A 21,097-nucleotide genomic window follows, 5' to 3' on the forward strand; every position below is an offset into this window, starting at 1 on the left:
TCTTTATAATTCAAAATTAGCAACAGCAGTGAAGTGAGTAGGCTTATGATAGCTTCTTTATAACATAAATAGCGTGATAGAGAGAGGTGAAACGGTTGGGGAAGATCATAGCGATAGCCAATCAAAAAGGCGGAGTAGGAAAAACGACAACCTCGATCAATTTGGCAGCAAGTATAGCGGCAATAGGACGTCGTGTACTTATAGTAGATATAGATCCACAAGGCAATACAACCAGTGGAATGGGGATAAATAAAGCGGATGTACAAAGCTGTATCTATGACGTATTAATTAATGATGTTGAGGGAGAGCAGGCCACTATCTCCACAGCAGTAGAAGGTTTAGATTTAATTCCCGCTACAATTCAACTTGCTGGAGCAGAAATTGAGTTATCGCAAGCCATTTCACGAGAATTACGTTTAAAAAAGGCATTGGTTAGTATGAAACCTAAATATGACTATATCTTCATTGATTGTCCACCTTCATTAGGAATTATCACCCTGAACGCACTTACTGCAGCGGAGTCGGTCTTAATTCCTATCCAATGTGAATTTTATGCACTGGAAGGGTTAAGTCAGCTATTAAATACAGTCAGATTGGTTCAGAAACATTTAAATAAGTCATTGGAAATCGAAGGCGTATTACTAACGATGTTTGATCGTAGGACAAATTTGTCCGTTCAAGTCATGGAAGAAGTCAAAAAATACTTTCAAGAAAGAGTATACCAAACGGTGATCCCTCGAAATATCAGGCTAAGTGAAGCACCTAGTCATGGAGAACCGATTATCGTTTACGATCCACGTTCGAGAGGTGCCAAGTGTTATCAAAATTTAGCAGAGGAAGTAGTGATGGATAATGAGTAGTAAACGACTAGGTCGTGGATTAGATGCTTTATTATCCCCTTCAGAATCTGAGGATCACAAACTAGCAGAAGAAGTAGCATTGGAAGATCTACGCCCCAACCCGTATCAGCCACGAAAGTTCTTTAATGAGGATGCTTTAACTGAACTAAAGCAATCGATTGGGAAACACGGCATTGTTCAACCTATTGTAGTACGAAAAAGCATTCATGGCTTTGAAATCGTAGCTGGAGAGCGACGATATCGAGCAGCTAAGCTAGTTGGGTTATCTACTGTTCCAATCGTCATAAAAGAAATAAACGACGATCAGATGATGGAAATGGCTCTAATTGAAAACTTACAGCGAGAAGATTTAAATCCGATTGAAATTGCAAATGCTTATCAAAAACTGATGAAGCATTTCAGTGTTACGCAAGAAGAAGTAGCTGAGAAAGTAGGAAAAAGTAGGCCGCATGTTACGAACTTTATTCGATTACTTCAATTGCCAGAAAGTATTCAAGAAGATGTTTCACGTGGAACATTATCGATGGGTCATGCACGAGCATTAATTGGCGTAAAAGATAGAGATTTACAAAGAAAACTGGCACAAAAGGTAATAAATGAGCAAGCTAGTGTGAGAGAGTTAGAAGAGTGGATCAAAAAATTAAACAGAAGCAATCGTGATAATCAGAAAAAGAGTAAGGGAACGACACCAGAATTTAAGCGATATGAAGATCTATTACAACAAGTTTTTCAAGCACCCGTACGGATCAGACAAGGAAAGAAAAAAGGCAAGATAGAAATTGAATATTTCTCAGAGCGTGAATTGGATCGGTTAATCGAACTTCTGAATCATGAGCGCGTTATTGACTTTTAATAAAAAAAACTTTATCAGACAACCGTTTGATAAAGTTTTTTTTATTAAAAGTGTAATTCGGTTAAAATGTCTGTGAGCGTGGTTGGAAAACGGAAATCATAGATGTTGGCAGTACCCCTAATCGCTTCGATGTACTTAGCTTAACGAACCATGGTTGGATTTGCTTTAGGCATATAGGCACGGTGTGCAGCTCGGATTACTGAAGATGAAATAACATCAGCCATTTTCATCACTAAATTGAGACGCGTATTTTGTAAAACAAAGTATTCCATAAACCCTGCTACATTTACTATGCCCGTGATATGTACTTCTCCGATTTCGGGCAAATCTTTTTTTACCCCGGCACCTGGTTTGAGAGGACCTAAGCCTAATTGAATGTAACCGATACTCTTCATGTGACCTAGACAAGCATCGATCGCAATCACAAAAGCTTGGGGATGGTTTTGCCTGATTTGATTGATGGTATTCGAAAGATTTAAAGCATGAACGGGATGTTCTAATGTACCATAAATTTTAAGTGCTGACGATGCTCTTTTTTCCAATAAGTTACCTGTTATAGGGCCTAAAGCATCTCCTGTAGATCGGTCTGTACCAATACATACACATACGATTTCAGATTGAGGTTTTTTATTACGAAAAGTTAAAGCAAGTTGCTTAGAAAAGTCTTCGATTGCACAAGGTTCAGTATATTCAACACGGAACAAATCTGTCTTTTTATGTGTGACATTCAATTTGGAAAATTTGTTATGCATCTTGCATACCTCCGTAAAATTGTTCCTTAATAAGTATACGGAAATATGACACGAAATATACATGTAGGGACAACCTCAAAATTTGGAGGAGGGGTTTGATGTCTTTCAGTATTATTCGGTCTTTAAAAATTAGTATGACAATAGTGGGAACAACGATTGGTGCAGGATTCGCTTCGGGGAGAGAAATTTGGGAGTTTTTTAGTTCTTATGGTGAGAGTAGTCAAGTAGGAATTGTGATTTCCATGGTCATATTGTGGCTTGCAGGTATGATCTTAATGTTAGTTAGTTGGAAAAAGCAAACAAGTCGCTATTCAGAGCTACTGGCATATCTGATGGGGCCGTTTTTTGCAAAATTAATAGATGGGTTAATCTTATTATCCCTGTTAACAACGACGATGGTGATGATGGCTGGCAGTGGAGCTACGTTTGAGCAATGGTTTGGACCTAGTGGCTTTTTTGCTGGGTGTTTGGTGATGGCTGTCGCTGTGCTCATCGTTCTTTTATTTGATGTAGAAGGTCTTTTATCGATTAATGTTGTACTCATACCTGTACTCATGGCAATCTTAATTTACGTATGCTTTCAGTTTTTAGAAAGCGTGGATCCCCTATCAGATAGCGTAAAGCGTGGGGCAAATCAACCGATCTGGCCAACGGCAATTGCTTATACAGCATTTAATATTATTTCGCTGTTAGCAGTATTATCAACGATGGGAAAACAAATTAAACATACAGGTGAGGTATGGTTTGCAGGTATAACCAGTACGTTGTGCTTAGGGGGGCTTGCTTATATTTATAATAATTCATTGCTTCGGATCGAGCACCTCATTTCACAATATGAAATACCACTTTTTGCATTAGTAGAACATATATCGCCAATATGGATTGCTGTAATTAGTAGTGTATTATGGCTAGCGATTTATACTACGGCAGTAAGTAGTATGCATGGACTCGTTTTTCGATTATCTGCCTACATGCCATTGCCACGTGTTGTAATTGGATTTATTTGTATGATTATTTTGTTACCTCTCAGTCAAATTGGATTTGCTAAATTAGTTGAAGTCTTGTATCCGATATTTGGTGTGATTAATCTCAGTATATTAGCATCTATTTTGCTGTATCCTTTCATACAACCTACTCCTATGGGCAGGCATTATAAGTTGTAGTTGCTGATTGCAATAGGAAATGACCCAAATCTACATGTCCGCTTGTTATTTTGGCTGTAAATTTTTATAATATGAAGAACGAATCGGAAAGAGTGATGCCGCATGCCAAATAAAGCGTTTCAGTTAGGCGACATTGTTCAGATGAAAAAGGCACATCCCTGTGGAACAAATGCTTGGAAAGTGATTCGGATGGGAATGGATATCCGAATTAAATGTACGGGTTGTGAACATAGTGTTCTTCTTCCGCGCAAACGTTTTGAGCAAAAACTAAAAAAAGTGTTGGTCTCAGCTCAGGAGGAAATATAGTAATTAGGTGACGTGATAGCGATCTCGTCACATTTTTTTTTGCTCTTTATGCTGAATAATAGATATATAGCATCACTAGAGCGAATCAGCTATAATGGACAAGGATTGTAATAATAGGAACGGATTATAGGAGATAGAGGAGGGCCATTATGGCACTAACAACTGGTATTGTAGGATTACCCAATGTAGGAAAGTCTACATTGTTTAATGCGATTACACAAGCAGGGGCAGAATCAGCTAACTATCCTTTTTGTACGATTGATCCCAATGTAGGTGTAGTGGATGTTCCAGACGAGCGACTACATGAACTCGCCAAAATTGTGAACCCACAACGGATTGTCCCAACATCATTTCAATTTGTGGATATTGCGGGGCTTGTGAAAGGTGCAAGTAAAGGAGAAGGACTAGGGAATAAGTTCTTGGCGCATATTCGTGAAGTAGACGCGATTATTCATGTCGTTCGCTGTTTTGAAGATGAGAATATTACCCATGTTGAAGGCACAATCGACCCGGCAAGTGATATAGAAACGATCAACTTAGAATTAATATTAGCAGACCTAGAGACTGTTGAGAAACGTTTAGAAAGATTAGCGAAACAAAAGAAGAGTGGAGATAAAGAAGCAATTGCTGAACATGAGGTTCTGACCATGATCCAGGCTGTTTTGGCAGAAGGGAAAACAGCTCGCTCAGCCGATTTGGAGGAAGATCAAAAGCGTGTAATTAAAAACATGAACTTGCTCACTTTGAAAAATGTATTATACGCCGCTAATGTGAGTGAAGATGATGTAGCAAACGCTGAGGAAAATCCATATGTACAACAAGTGCGGCAGATTGCTGAGCAAGAAGGAGCAGGCGTTGTAACCATAAGTGCCCAAGTTGAAGCGGAGATTGCTGAACTCGATGGGGAAGAGAGAGCACTTTTTTTAAGTGAATTAGGGCTTGCATCTTCTGGTTTAGATCGATTAATCGCAGCAGCTTATCACCTGCTAGGGTTAATCACTTACTTTACAGCGGGTGAAAAAGAAGTACGTGCATGGACAATTCGCGAAGGCACAAAGGCCCCCCAAGCGGCAGCAGTGATTCATACAGACTTTGAACGTGGATTTATTCGTGCAGAAGTAACCGCATATGAGGACTTAATTTCGTGTGGCTCACAAACTGCCGCTAAAGAGAAAGGATTACTACGCTTGGAAGGAAAAGAGTATGTTGTAAAAGATGGCGATGTCATGAATTTCCGCTTTGCAGTTTAAAATGAGCTATGAATGTATTGGAAAAACATTGCTTTATTCTTGCTAGTTTGCTAAAATGTTTGATTGTACGTACTTATGTACTCCTTGCTCTATAGGAAATAGAGCCGTTATAGTCCAAGAGGAGGTGGAACGGAATGCACAACTATGAACTCATGTTTATTGTTCGTCCAGATGCGGATGAAGAAACATTAAAAGGTACGCGTGAGAAAATTCAATCCATTATTTCTGATAATGGCGGTGAGCTCACAAATACGGATGACATGGGAAAACGTCGTCTTGCTTACGAAATCAATAAATATCGTGAAGGTATTTATACCGTCGTTACATTTAAAGCAGATGCTGACGTTGTGAATGAATTGAATCGTGTAATCAACATTAACGATAATATTATTCGCCACATGGCTGTTAACATTGATGATAAATAAAATGATTTTGATCAAAAATTGGGGTGAGGTTTTATTATGCTAAATCGGATCATCCTCATCGGTCGCTTGACTCGTGATCCTGAGTTACGTTACACGTCAAACGGGATTGCGGTTGCTAGATTTGCGCTTGCTGTTAATCGGAACTACTCTAATCAGCAAGGAGAGCGAGCGGTCGACTTTATTGATGTTGTCACATGGCGTGGCCTAGCTGAAACATGTGCCAATTATTTAAAAAAGGGACGTTTAGTAGGGGTTGAAGGACGCTTACAAATCAGTTCTTATGAGAATAATGAAGGTCGTAAAGTTCGAAATGCTGAAGTAGTAGCTGATAATGTTCAATTCCTTGAATCGATGCGAGACCGAAATGATTCAAATCAAAGCTTTGGTTCAGGATCTTTTGAAGGTGGAAACAACAATTTTAACAGCAATAACTTTGGTAGCAGTAATCGACCAAGTGATGATCCATTTGCTAGCGATGGAAAACCAATTGACATCTCAGATGATGATCTACCTTTCTAACTGAATGAAAAAAGGAGGGAATCGAAATGGCTCGTCGTCGTGGACACAAACGTCGTAAAGTATGTTACTTTACCGTTAATAAAATTAGCTACATCGACTACAAAGATGTAGATCTATTAAAACGTTTTGTCAGTGAGCGTGGTAAGATTCTTCCACGTCGTGTGACTGGAACTAGTTCTAAGTATCAACGTCAATTGACACATGCGATTAAGAGAGCTCGTCAAATGGCTCTATTACCATATACAAATGATTGATCGGACTGAAAAACGGGGTCAAGCAACTGCTTGCCCTGTTTTTCTTATATAGAGCAGGAAATTGCTTGCAACTTGTGGAAGCTACTTCTAACCTTGTAAATATCTGAAGGAGTGCTTGCTGTCATGAGCCGACCGGACCGCGGATTACATTTTGCTAAAAACATAAAAGTGATGGATTGGCTGAAAACAGAAATATTAGACCAAGTTGCGAATTTGTTTAAAGGTATCCACCATGCGAATCAACAAGCGATTATAGATAGTTTATCTAGTCTGGTCATATCGATCTATGTGATGGCGAGAAGAATTGGTTTATCATACGGTGATTTAGATCGGGCCGTCACGGAAAAACTAAAAGAGCATACACGAGATGGACATCAGTTGGAAGAATGGTACGGAGATTTGTCCTCACTCGATGATTATATTAACAAGAGGTGACACGTTTGTCCCAAAATGAAAGTAAGGAGAGATTGGAAAGTCTTAAATACACCGGTCTATTCCTTTTGTTTATCATACTGATGCCGCTTTTACCTATACTAAGTTTGATTACACCACTCCCCATATTATTACTGACAATCAAGCATCCTAGATCCGCTCTCATTTACCCTGCTATACTTTTGCTTATTGTTACACTCACTTCAGAAAATCCTTATACGGTAGGGATTTTTTTGGCACCTGTTCTAATCGGAATCACAATGGGGATATGTTATAGAGTGAAACATACAACGGGAACCGATATCGCATTGGTTGGTGTTGTAAGTGGTGTGATCAGCTCTTGGATTATCATATGGATTGCACAATCTTTATTTGGATTCTTAGATTTATTGGATCAAAAATTGAACCAGACTTGGTCTACAATGGGTATATATGAACAACTTGAACCACCCCAATTAGTTGATTATCTCCCGGTTATGATTTTTCTGTTTGTCATCTGTATGGTATTAATCAACATTTGGATCATGAATAAGCGACTCATTCGAGCTGAATTTCCTGGGAAATATATCACACCATTTTCGAAATGGAAGCTTCCCCGTATTTTTTTATATTTTTTCGTGATACTCATGCTTGTATCGCTATGGAATGGGGAAAATAGTTGGTTAATGGGAATACTAAATGTGTTATACCTACTATTTATGATTCAAGGTGCTGCCTTCACCTCTTTCTGGCTAAAAAGTCGTGACTGGAGTCAAAAATGGATGATCGGTCTTGTTTTGTTTCATATCGTATTTCCATTACCTTTTTTGATCTTAGGCATGGTTGATATCGGCACTTCGATACGAAAAAAGATCTAGATAGTATGTGTGTGCAAGGAGACATTGATAATGCCAAAGTTTATAATTAAAAGATGGCATGGGTATCATATGGTTTTTGCGATGAGTTTCTGTTTAACACTCGTTGCAATACTCTCTATTTACCATTGGTTCTTAGGTTTAATGGGATTGTTTATTTTTTTAGGTTTAGCCTTTATGTTGTATCGTGCGGAGCTTTCCTTTCGGAGTGAATTCGCATCATATATTGAAACGCTTGGAAAACAAATTACGAATGCAGGTCAAATTGCGCGTGATGAATTACCAATTGGCATGATCTTGCATGATTCAGACGGCAAAATTGAGTGGCACAATGCTTATGTGTCTAAAATAAAAGCGGGGTCACGTTTAATCGGTGTTGATATGAATGAATGTTTTCCAGAGTTAAAGGAAGTGCATTTTGATTCAGATTCTCCTATCAAAATTGTGATTCAAGACCGAGTTTATGAAGTTCTTCATCAAAAATATGAGCGGTTGTATTTTTTTAGAGATATTACCAGACTACACCAAGTAACCGAAAAATATCACTCTGAAAGAGTCGTGATTGGTTATTTACATATGGATAATTATGATGATGCAGGGCAAGGTTTATCTGATCAGGAAAGTACACAACTCCTGTCTGATGTTGCACACATCATTTCAAAATGGTCTGAGGAATATCAGATTACCATTAAACGAATCGAAACAGATAAGATGTTTTTAGTATGTAACTATCGTTCGCTTGAAAAAATGATTGCTTCCCGTTTCGATATTTTAGATCAAGTCCGAGAAATGACACGGGGATATACGATCCCGATTACGCTCAGTTTGGGATTGGCTAGCAATGGTGAGAATATGATTGAACGATCGCAATATGCACAAGCAGCATTAGATATCGCCTTAGCGCGTGGGGGGGATCAAGCAGCTGTTCAAATGGAAGAAAAAATTGATTTTTTTGGTGGTAAAACGAATGCAATTGAAAAAAGAACACGGGTGCGTGCACGTGTGATCTCACATGCAATGAGTAATCTGATTCGCGATTGCAGACAAGTGATTGTGATGGGACATAAACGTCCAGATATGGATGCGCTTGGAGCAGCAATCGGTGTGGTGAAGTTTTCCTTGATCAACCAATGTGAGGGGTTTATTGTATTAGATGATGAAAATACGTCGATACAACGTTTGATGGATCTCGTTAAACAACATGATTACCTAGGTGATCATATTATAACGCCTGAACGAGCTTTGCAAATGATTGATGATAAAGATACATTACTTATATTGGTCGATACGCATAAACCTTCCCTAGCGATTGAGCCTAAGCTTTTAGAACGTGCCCATAAAGTGATTGTGATTGACCACCATAGACGTGGTCAAGAGTTTGTAAAAGACCCGGTTCTCGTGTATTTGGAGCCATATGCATCTTCCACTAGTGAATTGGTTACAGAGTTATTTCAATATCGTGATCAGCGCTTAGTGATGGATACATTGGAAGCTACTTCTTTGTTAGCGGGGATTGTGGTTGATACCAAAAACTTTGCTTTTCGATCGGGGTCTAGAACTTTTGAGGCTGCCTCATTTTTAAGGAGGCATGGTGCCGACTTAATGATGGTACAATCGTTGTTGAAAGAGGATTTAAACCAATATGTAAAGCGTGCTGAAATTATAAAGAACACACAATTATTGTATAATGAGTATGCCATTGCTCTAGGGGATGAGCAGGAAGTATATGATCAGCTTATCATTGCACAAGCTGCTGATGCATTGCTTGGTATGCAAGGTGTAAGTGCTTCTTTCGTGATCGGAAGACGTAATGACGGTTTAATCTCGATTAGTGCTCGTTCACAGGGTGAGCTGAATGTGCAGTTTCTGATGGAAAAACTGGGAGGCGGGGGTCATTTAACAAACGCGGCCTGCCAACTCAAATTGTCTTCCTTAGCAGAAGCAAAAACTCAATTAGTCCAAGTCATTAAAGAGATAGAATCAATAGGAGGAATTGAAACATGAAAGTGATATTACAGCAAGATGTAAAAGGAACGGGGAAAAAAGGAGAAATAAAAGAAGTAGCTGAAGGGTATGCTCGTAATTTCTTATTTCCACGAAAGTTAGCTACTCCAGCGACAGAAGGGAATTTAAATACATTAAATGAACAAAAGAAAGCACATGATCGTCGCAAAAGCGAAGAGTTAACTACAGCTAAAGAGCTAGCTCAAAAAATAGAAGATTTAACCATCACTTTATCTACAAAAGCTGGTGAAGGTGGACGTGTGTTCGGATCAATCACATCTAAGCAGATTGTATCGACACTTAAGAATAATTACCAGCTCCAAATCGATAAAAAACAGGTACAATTAAAAGAGCCTATTCGTACCTTAGGGGTAACCAAGGTACCCATTAAACTTCATCCGAAGGTTACTGCAACATTATCTGTTCAAGTGATTGCAGAATAACAGAAGATACTATGACTGACCGTGGCTTGACTATACGAAAGCCTCGGTCTTCTCTTTGTTGTGATCAACTATGAGGGGAGGAGTGAGATCATGAGTGATCTATTTGCTGACCGACTTCCACCACATCATATAGAGGCTGAACAAGCCGTGTTGGGTAGCATACTTATTGACCCGTCTGTTCAAATTACAGTGAATGAGACTTTACGAGCTGAAGATTTTTATCGACAGGCTCATCAGAAGTTATTTCAAGTGATGCATGACTTAGCTGAGAAAGGTGAACCTGTAGATTTAGTTACTATTACCTCTGATTTACAAGATCGTAAATTGTTAGAAGAGGTTGGTGGGGTTACCTATCTGACAGAGTTAGCTTCTGCGGTACCCACGGCCGCTAATGTGGAATATTATGCCCAAATTGTAGAAGAGAAATCGATCTTACGCCGCTTGATTCGAACCGCAACACAAATTGCGGCATCAGGCTATACAGGTGCAGAATCTGTCTCTGATGTGATTAATGAAGCCGAACAAAAAATATTAGAGATTTCTCAAAAACAGATACGAGGTGGATTTCTACCCATTCGTGATGTATTGATGGAGTCATACGAACAAATTGAAGCATTGCATTTTAATAAGACAGGAATTAATGGTATCCCTTCAGGATTTGTCGATTTGGATCGTATGACATCCGGACTTAAAGGATCTGAGCTCATCATTATAGCGGCTCGTCCCAGTATGGGGAAAACCGCTTTTGCATTAAATGTAGTGCAAAATGTAGCGGTACGCTCACAAAAACCGGTAGCGATATTTAATCTGGAGATGTCAGCATCGCAAATGGTTATGCGTATGTTAGCGGCTGAAGGTAATATTGATGCCCAAGCCTTTCGAACGGGTAATTTAAATGATGAAGACTGGGAAAAGCTGACGATGGCGATTAGCTCACTAAGTGAATCTCCTATCTTCATTGATGATACACCCGGCATTACAGTTTATGATATTCGTGCCAAGTTGCGTAGACTTCACTTGGAGCATGGATTAGGTCTTGTTGTGATCGACTATCTGCAGCTTATTTCTGGTCGTGGCATAGATAGTAGACAGCAAGAGATCTCAGAAATCTCTCGATCACTCAAGTTATTAGCACGTGAGTTTGATGTGCCAATTATCGCGCTGTCTCAGCTCTCTCGTGCAGTGGAGCAAAGACAAGACAAACGACCCATGTTGTCAGACTTACGGGAGTCTGGTTCGATTGAACAAGACGCTGATCTAGTTGCTTTCCTATACCGTGATGACTACTACAACGAAGAATCAGAGAAAAAGAATATCGCCGAATTGATTATCGGAAAGCAGCGGAGTGGACCTGTGGGTAAGATTGAGATGCTGTTTTTGAAGAACTATAATAAATTTGTTAGTCTAGACATGAAAAACCAAGCTTTTTAACGTATGTTAATAAATAAACGGTGATTATTATTCGTTAGTAGACTTACACTATCCTCTTTTTACTGCTAAAATAGAACTGATTGATACAGTGAATGTTCGGATTTAACCAGCTAAGGAGAGATGTAAATGTCTACAGTAGTTGTAGTTGGTACACAATGGGGAGACGAAGGGAAAGGAAAGATTACCGATTTTATGGCTGAGAGAGCGGAGGTTGTTGCCCGTTATCAAGGAGGCAACAATGCCGGCCATACGATTGTTTTTGATGGAACGCGATATAAATTGCATATGATTCCTTCTGGGATTTTTTATTCTGATAAGACTTGTGTATTAGGGAATGGCATGGTGATACATCCAAAAGCATTAGTATCAGAGCTCGATTATTTAGCCGAACATCACATTGCAACAGATCATTTACGCATATCGGATCGTGCCCACGTCATTATGCCTTATCACATCAAAATTGATTTGGCTGATGAGAAAATCAAAGGGAATAGTAAAATTGGCACAACTGGAAAAGGGATTGGCCCAGCTTACATGGATAAAGCTGCTCGAATTGGAATACGTGTAGGAGATTTACTTAATCCGTCTTTGTTTGCAGAGAAGTTAAAGCGCAACTTAGAAGAGAAAAATCGCTTACTTGAAAGATACTATCAAACAGAAGGCTTTACTTTTGAAGAAATCTACGAAGATTACCAAGCTTGTGCAGAGCGAATTAAACCTTATGTTACAGATACATCTGTCGTTCTAAATGATTATATTGATCAAGGCAGACGTGTTTTATTTGAGGGAGCACAAGGTGTGATGTTAGATATTGATCAGGGCACCTATCCATTTGTTACCTCATCAAATCCCGTAGCAGGAGGGGTTTGTATTGGTTCAGGTGTAGGTCCTACCAAGATTCATCAAGTAGTAGGTGTGGCTAAAGCTTATACAACGCGTGTGGGCGACGGTCCTTTTCCAACAGAGTTATTTGATCAAACGGGTGACCAAATTCGGGAAGTAGGACGCGAATATGGTACAACCACGGGACGTCCTCGTCGTGTGGGATGGTTTGATAGTGTTGTGGTGCGTCATGCCCGGCGTGTGAGTGGTATTACGGGACTTTCACTCAACTCATTAGATGTGCTTACTGGTATTGATACCCTTCGGATTTGTACGGCTTATCGCTATGAAGGTAAGATATTAGCGAACTATCCAGCTGATTTAGAAGTGCTCGCCAAATGTGAGCCTGTCTACGAGGAATTACCAGGCTGGAAGCAAGATATAACAGGAATTAGAAATTTACATGAACTCCCATTGGAAACCCAGCATTATATCGAACGAATCAATCAGTTGACAGGTATTCCACTATCTATTTTCTCAGTTGGTCCAGATCGTGACCAGACGGTGCAAGTGCGGCCTGTATACGCTTAAAAGAGTAATGGATTAAAGAGCAGATTGATGTCCGATAGGTCATTGCTGCTCTTATTTTTATGGAAAGAGGTTTTTCATTTATGATGGATCAATCTTATTTACAAAAAGGGCTTATGGCATTAGCAAATGCAAGTGAACAAAATGTTTTCACTGGACATTATGGAGCAGCTTTTATTGCTGCATATTTCATGGATAGAGAAAATCAATTACCTGATCATGTTACAGAGAGCATAACAAGCTATTTAGCGCGAGTAGAAGAGAAGCAGACTAAGTTTTTTATTAATATAGATAAGTCACCCTCAGTTACAGATGATTTCGAACCATTGCTTCGGGCAATCAAAAGAAACTTAGAAGTTTTACGTTCATCAGGTCATGGTGTTATATACGGTATGCTTGCTTTAAAGGCTTTCCAACATGCACCACAACTTGCGACAGAGCTTCTAGTTCAACGTATTGCACAATTAATCGATAAAGCATTACAAGATCGACAAAATCGTTACTATCAAATTGAAAATTATCAAATACTAACAGAAAAAGATGTTCTGGGAATTCCAGTATATCAATCAATGCAGGACTTAATGGAGCTTGCATTAGCAGAATGTCGATGGGTAATACCTGATCAAAAAGTAGGTGATGATTTTTACTTTTTTACGGGTGAGCTGGAACACGGTGTAACCTTTGCTCACGCTCTAGTTGAATTGGAAAAGATGGAATATAAAGAACTAGCTCGACATGGTTGGCATGTGCATCGTTTACAAATGTATTTAAATCGACAAGTCCCACATCACCTCATGAATCAGGTAGTCATCGTAAGTGATAAGGCATCTATTCTGGATGAAGGATATTGGAAAAAAGAGATGCAAGATCCTCATTTTATTAAAGTTCCGTATGCAGCCTTGTCCCTATTAAAAAATCTACCTACACATAAGCGTAAAATTGCTGAACATCATATCTGCCAAATTTTATCTACATTTTGAGTGATAGAAACATATATACTTCCTTGACCTTACCTTTACGTAAAAGAATATGATCTAAGGGGCATTGTAGGATAAGGAAGGGGAGAGCGTACATTGTATATCAAAGAACTAGCACAACGTCTCGGTGTCACCACACGTACCATTCGCTTCTATGAAGAAAAAGGATTGATCAAGCCGAGAAAAAATGCAGAAAACCAATACCGCACTTTTTCAGAGCAGGACGCATGGCGGATACAAACGATACTTTGTTTACGCGAAGTAGATATGCCGATACATGAGATTAAAAGTGCTTTGTCATACCTAGATCAAGGAGATCATGAAGAAGTCATCTATTATTTACAACTGCAACGTGCTGCGATGTTTGCCGATATGACACGCATTAAGGATCGCTTATCTACACTGGATCAAATGATAACTGAATATCATTCTGAACCAGTAGCCACATGGGAAAAACTATGGGCTTTAACCGAAAAATCAAAACTTAAGCAAGAGAAGCGAAATGCGTGGGTCGATCGTTGGCATTTTGATCGACAAGCGAACCAGTATGATATCCAGGTGCAAAGTGAAAGCGCTGGCTTTCATGTGCACCAAGATTATGATCAAGCGCTAGATCAAATAGCCTGCTCCATCCAGCCGCTGGCAGATGAAATCGGACTAGATATCGGCATCGGCACAGGAAATTTAACATTACGGCTTATATCCTCGGATTGTGAAATGAAAGGGGTAGATCAATCCGTCGAGATGCTCAAAATATGTAAGGAAAAACTACCAGATATAGAGACGCGAATAGGAAATTTTCTAGCTATACCTTACCCCGATCAGTCATTTGACTTCATCGTAACCAGCTATGCCCTTCATCACTTAACAGATGAGCAAAAACTGCTAGCACTAACGGAGATGAAGCGCGTCTTAAAACCGACTGGCAGAATCGGCATCCTAGACCTGATGTTTACAGATGAAGCAGAACGAATCGCATATTTAGAGGGATGGAAGCAGAAAGAGCGATTTGATGTGATTAGCACCATTGAAGATGAATACTACGCTGACAAAAGCCGTTTGGTTAGTTGGCTAGACGAACATGGCTATCAAGTGGATACGGAGAAAATAAACGATATCTTGCATTGTATTACGGCGGTACGATTGGATTAAAGAAAACATAGAAGTAATCAAGATGGGTTGCTTCTATGTCGCTATTTGGTAGTCGCCATTTGGATAAATGGTTAATAAGGGGTAGGTTGGCATATTTTCTGGCGTAATAATCACTTCTTTGTTCAGTTTGTTTGAAATGGTTTTCATAAATTCAAACACCAAATTCATTGCTCTATAATTGTTGATCTCCTTAGGGTTAATATCTAATTCAATTTCTTCTATACAGAAGAAATGACAATGAATTTTAACACCATCTAAATTAATAATGAATAATACATTCTTTTCATCTGAAAGTTTTAAAATATCCTGTATATCAAAGTGGATATGATTACTTTCAATTCCATTTACCATAAATTCACATATAAATGGGATTGTTTTTAATAGGTTTAAGAATTTACGCCATTCATATTCATCCGTATCAAAAATGTACACATCTCTTAGGCTCCCATCTTTGTAAAAAATATTTGTAAGTATTTCTGGATCGTCAGGTAACATACGTTTATTCCACCTTTATTTTCTTAAATATCAGCTCATGAAAATCATCAAACTTTTTACTGGTAAAGAAGTAGGGGATTCTACTGACCCCTTACTTATGATAAGCCTCGCCACGATTAATCTTACAGACGCGGTAAATTTGTTCTAGTAAAAAGACGCGTATCAACTGATGGGGGAAGGTGAGCTTAGAGAAGGAGAGCAGTTGATCCGCTCTTTTGATGACAGCTGGTGAGAGGCCGTAGGAACCGCCAATGACAAAGGTGAGGTGACTTTTGCCGTAGGTGGTTAAGTGGTCGATTTGTTGTGCCAGTTGGGGGGAGGAAAGCGTTTTTCCTTCGATCGCCAGGGCAAATAGATAGGTATCAGGAGAAAGGTGTTTTAAAAGGCGCTCCCCTTCTTTTGCTTTTACTTGTTCAATGATGGCGTCTGATGGTGAATCATTCGTCTTTTCTTCTGCGATTTCTCGTATCTCCACATTGGCATAGGCGGATAATCGTTTTAGGTATTCATGAGACGCTTGGGTGAGGTATTTCTCTTTTAGTTTTCCTACGGTTAAAATTTGTATTTTCAACTAAAAAGCTCCTATTCAGTCCTCCGAAGAGGCGGTAAGTTGGTATTCAGATGGTTGTTTACACCAATAACACGGGTGCTCGGTTTGTTCGGATTCGGATATGGTCTCCAGGATAGGGGCGAGTAGATAGGCTTCAATCATATCGTCCATGGTCAGGTCAACGTGCTCAGAACAAGCGTACCAGTGATGTTGCATCTTGTTGTCTCCTTATAAAAGAAGCCCACGCAGGGGCTTCTTTTTGTTTGTATTTAAAGGGGGGTTAATCTGTGTTTTTTGTTAACGTAAGGTCGACTGTATTTTTCTTACCGTTGCGGTAGTAAGTTACAGAAATTTGATCCCCTACATTCTTTTCTTTGTACAGATATTCTCTTAAATCCATACTGGAAGTAATCGGCTCATCATCTAATGCTACAATGACATCTTTATATTGTAAACCGGCTTTATCAGCTGGTGTTCCTCTAAATACCTCATTAATGACTACACCGTCTTCAACTGTACGTGGGAGTGAAAGGATATCCCAATGTTCTTGCGTCAGTTGTGATAAGGGGACCATGGTGATCCCAACAAATGGTCGTGGAACTTCTCCATGTTTAATTAAGTTTTCAATGATGGGACGTGCTTCATTGATGGGAATCGCAAAACCAAGTCCTTCTACACCTGTTTCTGTAATCTTAAGGGTATTAATCCCGATCAGTTGTCCAGCAGCATTTATAAGTGCTCCGCCACTATTACCGGGGTTGATAGCGGCGTCTGTTTGCATCACTGTCATAGACATATCTTTAGTCACTTCAATTGTTCGTTGTGGCGAACTAATAATACCAACTGTTACGGATTGACCGAGTCCAAGCGGATTACCTATAGCAATGGCTGGTTCTCCTGCTTGTAGTGTATCGGAATCGCCGAATTCAGCAACTTTGGTTACATATTGATCATCAATTTCGAGCACGGCTAGATCAGATAGAGAGTCTGCGCCCAGCACTTTAGCATTTACGGTATGATTCTTGTTATCTTCAGCTGGAATGGTTACTTTAAACTCCGTACCCCCTTCGATCACATGGTTATTGGTAACCACGATTGCTTTACCGTTCTCTTTAGAAATAATGACACCAGATCCCGTACCTTGTTGGACGGATTCACGACTAAAAAGATCTTGAGATTGTTTAAGGTTCAATACACCCACAACAGCAGGTGAGGTTTTGTTAACAGCTTTGGTAATATCGGAGTTTACAGTTACGGACGTTGTTTCAGACGATCCAATATTAATGGTAGACTGTGAAGGATTGGCATCCTGTTTTAATCCACTGGTCTGTATAAATGGCATGAGTAGAAGTGCGATTAATCCACCAATAATAGCTGATATCAAAGCTGTCAAAATGGTAGATGACTTCTTCTTTTTTGGGGATGGAAACTGTGGTTGGTCATCATAAAATCCCATAATATAGCCTCCTCTACGAGTATGATTGCAGATCGGTAGCAAGATTTTGTATCCAAGTATGTCGTGTATGATATTGAGGTGTGAATTGCTCATGATTAAGGGAGAATTCTCTAACGGTTGGATGACTGAGCTGACCTGATCATTTTATCTTTAGACATTATTTGACTGTTCTAAACGTATTATACTCGATCTCTACGATGGAGAGAAGGAGTGAACCGGGTACAAATATCAGACTTTAATATGACTTTTAATGTACAAATTTTATCAAATAAAATAAAATATTCATTTTAACGCGTATTAGTGGTGTTAATGATTCAATATGCGGAATTGTATTTTGGCAGAGCGGTCTTTTCAGCTACTATGCAAGGCGAAAGCGCATGCAGGACAAAATATATGCCACTTAAATGGGAAATAATGAACAAGTATATAGAGTTCTTCGTAAAGTGAATGATCATCCACTTTACGAAGAACTTCTTCAACAGATACCATAGCTTGTATCAGAGAAAATCATGATGTTCTTACTTTTCGCAATGGCGTAGGCTTATCATCAAACGTAGGATGTAGATGAAAATCCCGATTTTTACGTAATCCTGTTTCCTCTAATATATTTTTCACCGTCATATGAGCTAACTCGCGCAAGTTATTATCCTTGCTTAAATGCGCTAAATAGACATTTTCACCTTTTCCCTTTAAGATATCGGTTAAGGCAACTGCAGCATCTTCATTTGAGAGATGCCCCACATCGCTTAGAATCCTTCTTTTCACACTCCATGGATATGCACCCATACGTAGCATCTCAACATCATGATTGCTCTCCCATATTAAGGTATCAACATCCGTGACACGATCTACAATTTTCTGATTGACATACCCCAAATCTGTTACAACAGCTAATTTAGCATCTCGATTTGCAATCCAGAAATTCATAGGTTGAGCGGCATCATGTGAAATCGGAAAAGACTCTATCCGAATATTTTTTAATTCGATACTAGAATGAACAGGAAAAATATGCTGTAAGGTTGGTGAAATTTCTCCCACACTGGAGGGGAGATTGCGCCACGTCGCTTCATTCATGTAAATCGGAATTTGATACTTTCTTGCTAACACGCCAACTCCTTTTACATGATCAATGTGTTCGTGTGAAACAAAGATGGCGGTAAGTGTAGCGGGATCTGCTCCTACAAGTGAAAGACGCTCTGTAATTTGTTTTCCGCTAAGCCCAGCATCAATTAAGATGCGGACTTGCTCTGTTTCTACATAGAGCGAATTCCCGGTGCTACCGCTTGCTAATACACTAAATTGCATAAAAGACTCGTTCCTTTACTTGGAGTGGTTAAGGCTCGTACTGAACGACCTCAACGTCAAGGTTTTGTTTATTTGATTTGGCACTGACATAATAAATCTTCCTATTTTTTTCATCTAAAAAATACCAATAGGGAATACCAGTATATCTTCCATTTGGATTTGTTAAAGTGAGATAGCCCAAATTAATCTGAGATAGCTTGGTATCATAAATTCCTTTTTGAACGAGAAGGGCGTACATTGCTTTTTTATAGCTTATAATTTCTTGTTCGGGTCCAGCTTGTATGTCAAAATGAGTAACCGCTATAGAGATAATCTGGTTATCCTGAATCCCTAACTTAAGCATACCATCAAATACGATTTTACCTTCATATTTTTGATAAACAGAAACTGAATCCTTTGATCTTTGCATCGTACTCATTTCAAAGTCTTGACCAAACGGTACTTCCTCTGATATCCACTTGTATAAATTTTTTTCTTGAAAAGGAATCGATTTTTTAAGCTTTTTGGTATAGACAATGTTTCCATTTGATATCTCTTTTTTCCAACCTTCCTTTTCGGGTAGCTCGGTAATAGAACCGTTAAATGTTACAACGGATTCTGGCGATGATTGGCCATAGTAGTACTTGATTTTTTGTGAACGAAGGGCTTCGCTTATTCGCTTCTCTGAAGGGATGTCAGGTACTTTTTCTTGTAAGGTTTGAAACACTTGTGAGCCCAGATAAAGGTTTAGAAAGATAAAAGTTAAAATAAGAATTGATTTTGCTCGGCTCCAATCCATGGCTTAATCCTCCAGTGAGACCATTATTTTTTCATTTTGTTTGGTCTTGATGATCCAAGAAGGCTGTAACAAGATCGACTTCTTATTTTGTATTTGCTCAAAACTGCCGGCATACCCGAGATAAATATGCGTAATACTAGCTAGCTCAACTTTTTTGGCCGTCAGTTGATTGACTAAATTTTCTTTCCCAGATAAAAAACTAGAGGCAGTCGAGATCACTTCTGTTTCATCTAAATAATATAAGGATCTGGAGTACGCTTTGATGCCATTAAATTCGGGTGTTAATTCAATTTTATCAGGTTGATGTACCTCATTACTTTTCCAATATACGGGTAGTCCATTACTAAATAATCGAAATCGATAGCGATTATCTAGATTCTCATTTTGAAAAGTGTCTAGCATATATTGATTGGTCCAACCATGATGGCGATTTACGAAAGCTTGAATATGATTCATATCATCCGCCATTGTCATATCTTTGGCAGTTGGTTTTGTATTGCTGTCTTCATAGATAACCGATTTTTCTTTTTTGTTATAGAAAAGGAATTGATCTCCTTCTTCATAAATTTTTTCGTCATGATTATCAAAGAGAGAAATCGGGTTTTTAAACATCCATTCCAATATTGTATCTACATTCATTTCTTGATAAGGATAATACAATTTTTTCATTTCAAAAGAAGTAGTGGGTAGATAAAAAATGCGTGGGAAGGAAAAAGATGTTTCAGTAGGAACAGTTTCAGATTTTTCATCAACTTCTTTATCCGTCCACGGTGCTTCACCATCCACGGTGGTAGGTATAATATTGATTTGATTTGTTTGCACTTCGCTTAGTATATCGGTAAAAGCTTTTATACTTAATTGTGTACGTACTTTCTTAATTTTTTGATCGTGGTCTGAGATAATCCATGCCGAGACAGCGTTTGAATCATCATCAATATAGAACCAGATTTTACTTATCGATTTCATTTCACTTAACCAAGGTTGAGGTAAGGTTTTCAGTGAAGAAAAAAAAGCACTCAATCGTTCTGGTGTAATATCTTGTGTGTATTGTAGTTCAATTCCAATTGTATTAAAGTACATCTTCTCCCACTCTTCGGCTGTAGGTTCGATTTCTTTCGGATTTGAAATGGACGCATCATGAATAAATAGAATTAATTTTTGAAAGTCACTCGAGTCTATTGGAACCCAGTTTTTGTTATTCTGTCGGTGTAGAATAACAGATGAAGGTGCTACCAGCTGATAAATTTCTTGGTTTTGATATTGCGGATTTAGGTAGTGGGGCTGATCCAATTTTTTTACCATTTTTTCATCATAAGTAGGATCATTAGACCACAGATAAAAAGTGAGCCCAAAACTAAGTGTAACCAGGCCGATTAGTGTAATGGTTTTCGTGAACTCTTTCCATTTGGTTTTGTTGAAATTCATGCT

Annotated in this window: 24 protein-coding genes; 16 read left to right on the forward strand and 8 right to left on the reverse strand. The window is 38.8% G+C overall.

Annotated features, from left to right (window positions below):
* The first annotated feature begins 95 nt into the window (after positions 1–95).
* Positions 96–860 carry a ParA family protein gene (locus IC619_RS08310; protein WP_191139416.1) on the forward strand — a complete coding sequence of 255 codons (765 nt, stop codon included), beginning with the start codon at positions 96–98 and terminating at the stop codon, positions 858–860.
* Entirely contained in the window at positions 853–1,713 is an 861-nt protein-coding gene (locus tag IC619_RS08315) for a ParB/RepB/Spo0J family partition protein (RefSeq protein WP_191139417.1), read from the forward strand. The genes IC619_RS08310 and IC619_RS08315 overlap by 8 nt, the downstream gene beginning before the upstream one ends.
* A 140-nt stretch (positions 1,714–1,853) precedes the next feature.
* Here the strand turns inward: IC619_RS08315 and yyaC are convergent, their stop codons facing one another.
* Positions 1,854–2,465, reverse strand: coding sequence for a spore protease YyaC (gene yyaC / locus IC619_RS08320; RefSeq protein ID WP_191139418.1), 612 nt, complete (start codon positions 2,463–2,465; stop codon positions 1,854–1,856).
* A gap of 98 nt (positions 2,466–2,563) precedes the next feature.
* Here yyaC and IC619_RS08325 point away from each other — a divergent pair, with 98 nt between their 5' ends.
* The 14 genes from IC619_RS08325 to IC619_RS08390 all read left to right on the forward strand — a co-directional run bounded on the left by IC619_RS08325 (position 2,564) and on the right by IC619_RS08390 (position 15,085).
* On the forward strand, positions 2,564–3,628 hold the full coding sequence (locus IC619_RS08325; RefSeq protein ID WP_191139419.1) for a YkvI family membrane protein: 1,065 nt from the start codon (positions 2,564–2,566) through the stop codon (positions 3,626–3,628).
* A 102-nt stretch (positions 3,629–3,730) separates the two neighbouring features.
* Complete coding sequence (locus IC619_RS08330) at positions 3,731–3,934, forward strand: DUF951 domain-containing protein (RefSeq protein WP_191139420.1); 204 nt, start codon at positions 3,731–3,733, stop codon at positions 3,932–3,934.
* Positions 3,935–4,083: 149 nt separating this feature from the next.
* Entirely contained in the window at positions 4,084–5,184 is a 1,101-nt protein-coding gene (gene ychF / locus IC619_RS08335; protein WP_191139421.1) for a redox-regulated ATPase YchF, read from the forward strand.
* Between the two features lie 134 nt (positions 5,185–5,318).
* Positions 5,319–5,609 (forward strand): 30S ribosomal protein S6, encoded by a 291-nt coding sequence (rpsF, locus tag IC619_RS08340; protein ID WP_191139422.1) that lies wholly within the window; start codon positions 5,319–5,321, stop codon positions 5,607–5,609.
* Between the two features lie 36 nt (positions 5,610–5,645).
* On the forward strand, positions 5,646–6,128 hold the full coding sequence (gene ssb / locus IC619_RS08345) for a single-stranded DNA-binding protein (RefSeq protein ID WP_191139423.1): 483 nt from the start codon (positions 5,646–5,648) through the stop codon (positions 6,126–6,128).
* 26 nt (positions 6,129–6,154) lie between these two features.
* Entirely contained in the window at positions 6,155–6,382 is a 228-nt protein-coding gene (gene rpsR, locus IC619_RS08350; RefSeq protein ID WP_191139424.1) for a 30S ribosomal protein S18, read from the forward strand.
* Positions 6,383–6,505: 123 nt separating this feature from the next.
* The gene (locus IC619_RS08355; protein ID WP_191139425.1) at positions 6,506–6,817 is read left to right on the forward strand and encodes a MazG-like family protein; all 312 of its coding nucleotides are present in this window, start codon (positions 6,506–6,508) and stop codon (positions 6,815–6,817) included.
* 5 nt (positions 6,818–6,822) lie between these two features.
* On the forward strand, positions 6,823–7,671 hold the full coding sequence (locus IC619_RS08360; protein WP_191139426.1) for a DUF2232 domain-containing protein: 849 nt from the start codon (positions 6,823–6,825) through the stop codon (positions 7,669–7,671).
* Between the two features lie 30 nt (positions 7,672–7,701).
* A complete protein-coding gene (locus tag IC619_RS08365) occupies positions 7,702–9,672 on the forward strand; it encodes a DHH family phosphoesterase (RefSeq protein WP_191139427.1) in 1,971 nt (656 codons plus the stop codon).
* A complete protein-coding gene (rplI, locus tag IC619_RS08370) occupies positions 9,669–10,115 on the forward strand; it encodes a 50S ribosomal protein L9 (protein WP_191139428.1) in 447 nt (148 codons plus the stop codon). The genes IC619_RS08365 and rplI overlap by 4 nt, the downstream gene beginning before the upstream one ends.
* Positions 10,116–10,205: 90 nt before the next feature.
* The gene (gene dnaB, locus IC619_RS08375; protein ID WP_191139429.1) at positions 10,206–11,546 is read left to right on the forward strand and encodes a replicative DNA helicase; all 1,341 of its coding nucleotides are present in this window, start codon (positions 10,206–10,208) and stop codon (positions 11,544–11,546) included.
* A gap of 126 nt (positions 11,547–11,672) precedes the next feature.
* The gene (locus IC619_RS08380; protein WP_191139430.1) at positions 11,673–12,959 is read left to right on the forward strand and encodes an adenylosuccinate synthase; all 1,287 of its coding nucleotides are present in this window, start codon (positions 11,673–11,675) and stop codon (positions 12,957–12,959) included.
* Between the two features lie 80 nt (positions 12,960–13,039).
* Positions 13,040–13,936, forward strand: coding sequence for a hypothetical protein (locus IC619_RS08385; RefSeq protein WP_191139431.1), 897 nt, complete (start codon positions 13,040–13,042; stop codon positions 13,934–13,936).
* A gap of 93 nt (positions 13,937–14,029) precedes the next feature.
* Entirely contained in the window at positions 14,030–15,085 is a 1,056-nt protein-coding gene (locus IC619_RS08390) for a methyltransferase domain-containing protein (RefSeq protein ID WP_191139432.1), read from the forward strand.
* 33 nt (positions 15,086–15,118) lie between these two features.
* Here IC619_RS08390 and IC619_RS08395 read toward each other — a convergent pair whose 3' ends face one another.
* The 7 genes from IC619_RS08395 to yycH form a co-directional block, all read right to left on the reverse strand.
* Positions 15,119–15,580, reverse strand: coding sequence for a hypothetical protein (locus IC619_RS08395; RefSeq protein WP_191139433.1), 462 nt, complete (start codon positions 15,578–15,580; stop codon positions 15,119–15,121).
* Between the two features lie 91 nt (positions 15,581–15,671).
* Positions 15,672–16,151 carry a 23S rRNA (pseudouridine(1915)-N(3))-methyltransferase RlmH gene (gene rlmH, locus IC619_RS08400; protein WP_191139434.1) on the reverse strand — a complete coding sequence of 160 codons (480 nt, stop codon included), beginning with the start codon at positions 16,149–16,151 and terminating at the stop codon, positions 15,672–15,674.
* Positions 16,152–16,166: 15 nt separating this feature from the next.
* On the reverse strand, positions 16,167–16,346 hold the full coding sequence (locus tag IC619_RS08405; protein WP_191139435.1) for a CxxH/CxxC protein: 180 nt from the start codon (positions 16,344–16,346) through the stop codon (positions 16,167–16,169).
* A gap of 64 nt (positions 16,347–16,410) precedes the next feature.
* A complete protein-coding gene (locus IC619_RS08410) occupies positions 16,411–17,586 on the reverse strand; it encodes a S1C family serine protease (RefSeq protein ID WP_191139436.1) in 1,176 nt (391 codons plus the stop codon).
* Between the two features lie 507 nt (positions 17,587–18,093).
* Positions 18,094–18,891 carry an MBL fold metallo-hydrolase gene (locus IC619_RS08415; protein ID WP_191139437.1) on the reverse strand — a complete coding sequence of 266 codons (798 nt, stop codon included), beginning with the start codon at positions 18,889–18,891 and terminating at the stop codon, positions 18,094–18,096.
* Positions 18,892–18,919: 28 nt separating this feature from the next.
* On the reverse strand, positions 18,920–19,669 hold the full coding sequence (gene yycI / locus IC619_RS08420; RefSeq protein ID WP_191139438.1) for a two-component system regulatory protein YycI: 750 nt from the start codon (positions 19,667–19,669) through the stop codon (positions 18,920–18,922).
* A 3-nt stretch (positions 19,670–19,672) separates the two neighbouring features.
* On the reverse strand, positions 19,673–21,094 hold the full coding sequence (gene yycH, locus IC619_RS08425; protein WP_191139439.1) for a two-component system activity regulator YycH: 1,422 nt from the start codon (positions 21,092–21,094) through the stop codon (positions 19,673–19,675).
* Positions 21,095–21,097: the final 3 nt, after the last annotated feature.

This window comes from Polycladospora coralii, assembly GCF_014773435.2.
In the GTDB taxonomy this organism is placed as follows: Bacteria; Bacillota; Bacilli; order Thermoactinomycetales; family Thermoactinomycetaceae; genus Polycladospora; species Polycladospora coralii.